This window comes from Nostoc sp. (genome assembly GCF_036917155.1).
GTDB lineage: Bacteria > Cyanobacteriota > Cyanobacteriia > Cyanobacteriales > Nostocaceae > Nostoc.
Map to the genome: position 1 here is coordinate 24,013 of NZ_JBALDZ010000071.1, position 6,115 is coordinate 30,127.

General features: G+C 43.0%; 3 protein-coding genes and 1 pseudogene. 3 read left to right on the forward strand and 1 reads right to left on the reverse strand.

Going from position 1 to position 6,115, the window contains the following annotated elements:
* Positions 1–9: 9 nt before the first annotated feature.
* Positions 10–1,905 (forward strand): PAS domain-containing sensor histidine kinase, encoded by a 1,896-nt coding sequence (locus V7K67_RS10730; RefSeq protein WP_335166451.1) that lies wholly within the window; start codon positions 10–12, stop codon positions 1,903–1,905.
* A 92-nt stretch (positions 1,906–1,997) separates the two neighbouring features.
* On the forward strand, positions 1,998–2,774 hold the full coding sequence (locus tag V7K67_RS10735) for a Uma2 family endonuclease (protein ID WP_334732536.1): 777 nt from the start codon (positions 1,998–2,000) through the stop codon (positions 2,772–2,774).
* Positions 2,775–2,969: 195 nt separating this feature from the next.
* Here V7K67_RS10735 and ligA read toward each other — a convergent pair whose 3' ends face one another.
* The gene (gene ligA, locus V7K67_RS10740) at positions 2,970–5,006 is read right to left on the reverse strand and encodes an NAD-dependent DNA ligase LigA (protein ID WP_334732537.1); all 2,037 of its coding nucleotides are present in this window, start codon (positions 5,004–5,006) and stop codon (positions 2,970–2,972) included.
* Between the two features lie 512 nt (positions 5,007–5,518).
* Here ligA and V7K67_RS10745 point away from each other — a divergent pair.
* A pseudogene (locus V7K67_RS10745) lies at positions 5,519–6,115 on the forward strand (hypothetical protein); the annotation flags it as partial.

The window sequence follows — 6,115 nt, forward strand, 5'->3', positions numbered from 1 at the left end:
CCTCAAGGTATGGGCAAAGTTGCTCGGATGCTAATGGCTACTCCATTTAGAACAGTGCAAAGCTGGTGGAGAAAAACCTTTTCTGCACCAACAACAGATGAAATCACTACTCTTTACAAAGATTGGCGTAACCGTTTTTTGTGGCAGAGATTACGTTTATGGTTATGGCTGGCGCTGATTTGTCTGTTGTCTTTTACTTTGCGAGATATTTACAGCTTGTTTTTTCCTTTTGCAGAGTTGCAGCAGTTGCGAGAAGTATTTACAACTCAACGCCTTGTAATCAATATTGCAATGCTGCTGAGTATACTGATCTGCTTTGCTTTACATAAAACTAAGTTAGGTCGTCGTCATCCAGATTTATTATTTTTGGGATCTTCTTGGTCAATTAGTTTAGCATCGCAATTATTTGCAACTCTTAGAGGTTTTGCGCTACCCGATACCATCGGTTGGTCGCTGCTGTTTTTGAGCCAAGCTGTATTGATGCCCGTTTGCTGGATTCTTCACTTGCTGACTCAAGTGAGTGTGCTGGTTTACTATTTTGGTGTGAATACGGCACTTGGGCTAAAAACACCAATCCCCGAACATCCAGAAATATATAATGTCACGTTCATTTTATACATTTTTTGGTTTTGTACTATATGTGACATGGGTGTTTATCTGTACGATCGCCTGCAACGTTCTGAGTTTTACGCCCGTCAAGAACTAGAATCTGCCTATCAGAAACTCAAGGTTGCAGAAGCTAAATATCGCAGCATTTTTGAAAACGCCGTTGAAGGGATTTTTCAAAGCAGTCCCAATGGACGTTACATTACGGCAAATCCTGCTTTAGCACGAATTTATGGCTATTCCTTACCGGAGGAGGTGACAGCAAATTTCACTGATATTGAGCAATTATACGTCGATCCGAACCGCCGGGCAGAATTTGTGCGCCTGATGGAAAAGTATGGCAGTGTTTCAGAGTTTGAGTCCCAAATTTATCGCCGAGACGGGAGTATTGTCTGGATTTCGGAAAAAGCTTATGCAGTGCTTGACGAACAGGGAAAACTGCTTTACTACGAAGGTTTGATTGAAGACATTACCCAGCGTAAGCAAACTGAAGAAGAACTAAGAGTATTTTTCCATGCCGTTTCCCACGACTTACGCAACCCAGTGCTGGGTACTTTAATGGTATTGAAGAATTTGCTAAATCAGGGGCTGGGGACTGGGGACTGGGGACTGGGGACTAGGAATCAAGGGCAAGGGAGACAAGAGGGAACTATTGAAGAAGTCTCTTCCCAATCCCCAATCCCTAATCCCCATTACCCCTTATCCCCAGAGGGGGCCCCACCTTCCCCAATCCCCGTTTCACGCTCAATTTTAGAGCGGATGATTCAAAGTAGCGATCGCCAACTGAACTTAATTAATTCGTTGATGGAAACTCATGTTAGCGAGGTACAGGGTGTTGTTTTGCAACATCAATCAGTACAATTACTGGCAGTTGTCAAAGCTGCGATCGCTGATTTAGAGCCATTACTAGTACAAAATCAAGCCAAGTTGACAAATCTGGTATCCGCAGATTTGCCTTTGGTGAATGCCGATCCCACGCAACTATGGCGAGTTTTTTCTAACTTAATTGTCAATGCTTTGAAACATAATCCCCCTGGATTGCTCTTGACAATCAATGCTACCCCTAAGGATGACATGATTTACTGTACTGTCAGTGATAACGGCGTAGGAATTAGTAAACAACAAAGCGATCGACTTTTTGATCTTTACTTTCGGGGTGCAAATATCGGCAATTCTGTAGGTTTGGGATTAGGGTTGTATCTGTGTAAGCAAATCATCCATGCCCACGGCGGTGAGATTGGTGTCAACAGTGCATTGAATGCAGGGGCAACATTCTGGTTTACCTTACCTATTAGCTGAATGGAGTACTGATTTCGTCTAATACTCAGTCCCCAATGCCTCCATAGCCATCCTAGAAGCGATAAGATCGAAAATAAATTCATGCTGTGTTTATGGCAACCCAACTCACCCAAGCCAAATCACCAACAGAACTGGTCATCACTTGGGAAGCCTTACCCAAGGATTTTCAACTAGAGGATGAACCAGTGGAGAATACAGATCAGCCGCTTTTGGCTGGTGCTTTGCGTGAAAGCCTAGAAATCAGTGGATTCATTCAACCCCAGATGTTGATCGCTTCTAACTTTGGTCTTTGTGCAACAGTCAACGGACAATTAGTTACCAAAGCACCTGACTGGGTTTATGTGCCGTTGGTTAATGAAATTGTAGGTAATCGCAAAAGTTATACACCCAATTTAGAAGGAAATATCCCCGCGATCGCCATCGAATTTCTCTCCGATACTGAAGGTGGAGAATATTCGGTAAAGCGAACATATCCACCGGGAAAATGGTTTTTCTACGAGAATATTTTGCAGATTCCCATCTACATAATTTTTCAACCTAATGGCGGTTTATTAGAATATTATCAACTAGAAAATCAACGCTATGATTTAAAGCTACCCGATGAGAATGGTCGTCATTGGATTGATGTAATGGGCTTATTTTTGGGAGCTTGGCAAGGAACAAAAGAAGGGCGCACTGGTTATTGGTTGCGCTGGTGGGATCAAGCTGGGAATTTGTTACCGTGGGCTGTGGAACAGATTGAACAAGAACGCCAACGTGCTGAACAAGAAAGTCAACGTGCTGAACAAGAACGTCAGCAAAAAGAAAGACTAATTGCTTATTTACAATCTCAGGGTATTGATCCAAATAATTTGCCCCAGTTCGAGTAGGGGCAATTCATGTAGACACATTCGCAAAGATCCACCACATATTTATTCTTCCCAGTCCCCAGTCCCCAGTCCCCCAATACTGCGTAGGTTTTGGAATTTCTTGGTTGAGGCAAGCAGGGGGAGAAATGGAGGCATGGGAAGAGTTTTGCTTCCCCTGCTTATCCGAGCAGTATTGCCCAGTCCCCAGTCCCTAATTCAATCTTCAATCATCTCCAACAATTGCGCCTCGCTTAACTGCGTAATTCCCAACAAAACTGCTTTTTCTAACTTAGAACCGGCATCTTCTCCTAATACTAAATAATCTGTTTTTTTACTCACTGAATCAGTCACTTTCCCACCAGCTTTTTGAATCAAAGCCTTTGCTTCATCACGCTTTAAGGTTGGCAATGTACCCGTAACTACAAAAGTTTTACCTGCGAACTTTTGATTACCATCGCCAACTGTTTTTGTTTCCTCGGTGGCAGTTAGTTGCAATCCTTCTGCTTGCAAGCGTTCGATCAATTTTTGGTTGGCATCAATCCGAAACCACTGATACACCGATTGGGCAATTTCAGCACCAATACCGTAAATGCCTTCAATATCTGATTGCTTTGCTGTGGCTAACTGGTCTACAGTAAAATACTTTTGAGTCAACAGTTGGGCATTTACACTGCCAACGTGACGGATGCCTAAACCATATAATACCCTTGACCAAGATTGATTTTTTGATTGAGCGATCGCATCAATCAATTTCTCTGCCGACTTTTGCCCCATTCTTTCTAATGCAGATAATTTCTCTGTTGTCAACTCATATAAATCGGCAACTGAATGTACCAAACCTTTATCAACGAGTTGATATACCAACTTTTCGCCCATGCCTTTAATATCTAAGGCATCACGACTTACCCAATGTTCAATGGAACCTTTAAGAATTGCTGCACAGGAAGCATTGACGCACCGTGTCACCGCCTCACCTGATTCTCGTACCACAGGTTGACCACAGACTGGGCAATGGGTGGGCATCACGAAAGGTTCAGTGTCAGCCGGACGGAGTTCTTTGATTACCCTCACCACTTCTGGAATGATTTCTCCAGCTTTGCGGACAATGACAGTATCACCAATGCGGATGTCTAATTGAACAATGCGATCGCTATTATGTAAAGTGGCGCGGGAAACTGTTGTCCCCGCCAATTGCACCGGGCGCATCTCAGCTAACGGTGTTAACGCCCCCGTTCGTCCCACATTCACAGCAATATTTTCCACACGGGTAGGTGCTTCTTCGGCTGGATACTTTAAGGCTACTGCCCAACGGGGGAATTTCTGCGTAAACCCTAGTTGTTCCTGAAGTTTAAAAGAACTCAGCTTCACTACTACCCCATCAGTCATGTAGGGTAAATTCAGCCGTTCCGTATCCCAGTATTCATAATATTTTGCCACTTCTGCGATCGAAGCACAGAGTTTGTGGTTAGGGTTGACTCGAAAACCCATCTTTTCTAGCAACTCCAACGCTTCCCATTGAGTATTGGCAATACTGGTGTCATCTCTACCAGGAATGTGCAAGGTGTAGCCAAAGAAATCTAACCGCCGTTTAGCAACAATGCGCGAGTCTAGTTGCCTGAGTGTACCAGCTGCGGCATTACGGGGATTAGCAAATAATTGCTCACCTGCTTTTTGCCTTTCCTCGTTGATTTGTTTAAACACTTCCAATGGCAAAAACGCCTCACCTCGCACTTCCACCCTTTCGAGAATTTCTAACCCTTCAAAATTCAAACGTAAGGGAATTGAGCGAATTGTCCGCACATTTTGGGTGATATCTTCACCTGTCACCCCATCACCCCTAGTTGTCCCTCTAACTAGAATGCCATCTTGGTAGGTAAGAGCCAAAGCAGAACCATCAATTTTCAGTTCACTGACATATTCCACTAAATCTATTTTTGGTATTTGTCGCCGCCAACGCTGATCCCAGGCTTGCAATTCATCAATATTGAAGGCATTCTCCAAACTGTACAAAGGGATATTATGCCGCACCGAGGTAAACTGCGTTGCCGGTCTTTCACCCACGCGCTGAGTTGGACTATCAGGTGCTGTCAATTCTGGATATTGAGTTTCTAGTTGTTGCAATTCTCGATATAGCTGGTCATAGACTGCATCCTCCATAATGGGAGCATCTAGGACGTAATAAGCATAGCTAGCTTGTTGCAATAACTGGCGCAATTCTTCTGTGCGCTTTACTTCCGGCTTAATCTGTGTCATTAGGATTATTACAAAATATCTAGACGAATACAATTTAGAAATTAACAAACCTACCTATACAAGCTTTGTTTAGATAGCCGCGACTGACCGTCGTCGAGTCAAGGTACTTCCCATAAAAATTGGGTTTGGCTAATCAGCTTGCCATTAACAGAGGTACTTTGAGCAAACACTACTATTTTTCTAGGTTAATTAATTTAATACCAATCGTCGCATCCATCGCTAGACCTAACATTTTACGTACAGCGCTTCCTGACAATAAATCAATCCCTGATAATTTTTTCTAATACAAGTAATTTTAAGATACTAAGTATTGTAGATCAAGTCAATTAGCATAATTATACCTAAAATATCTAAATAAAATATCAGTATTCTGAATTCTGGAATCGTCTGTAAATCAAGAGTATCTATAATTGTCGGCACTGCTACCTGGTATTGCATAAAAACAAATACCAACCTATTTAGTTAGTGCAGCCCAAAAACCCAATACATTATTACAGATTTATTTTACTAATATGTTCATACGCTCTTTAACATTTACTGCTTCTAGTGCAGTGTTACTTTCAACTTTAGTCAGTTCCGCTTTTGCCGCTCCCAACAACTTTACTAGTAGTATTGGCAATACCGAGACAAACACAAAGGTACTTGCTCAAAATGTTATCCAGTTAAAGAAAATTCCTCACACCACAATCCAAGCAATAGCTAACGGACAAGACCGATACGCCGCTATTTGGGTGAAGTCTGGTGGTTCAGCTTGGGAGGCGCGACATGGATTGACCTCAGCTCAGTATCAAGCGACTTTTGACAAACTAGTTGGTGAAGGATATCGGTTGGTTGATGTCAGTGGTTATGGTGTGAATGGACAAGACCGATACGCGGCTATTTGGGTAAAGTCTGGTGGACCAGCTTGGCAAGCACGACATGGATTAACCTCGGCCCAGTATCAAGCGACTTTTGACAAACTAGTTGGTGAAGGATATCGATTAGTTCACGTTAGTGGTTATAGTGTGAACGGAAAAGACCGATACGCGGCTATTTGGGTAAAGTCTGGTGGACCAGCTTGGGAGGCGCGACATGGATTGACCTCATCTCAGTATCAAGCGACTTTTGAC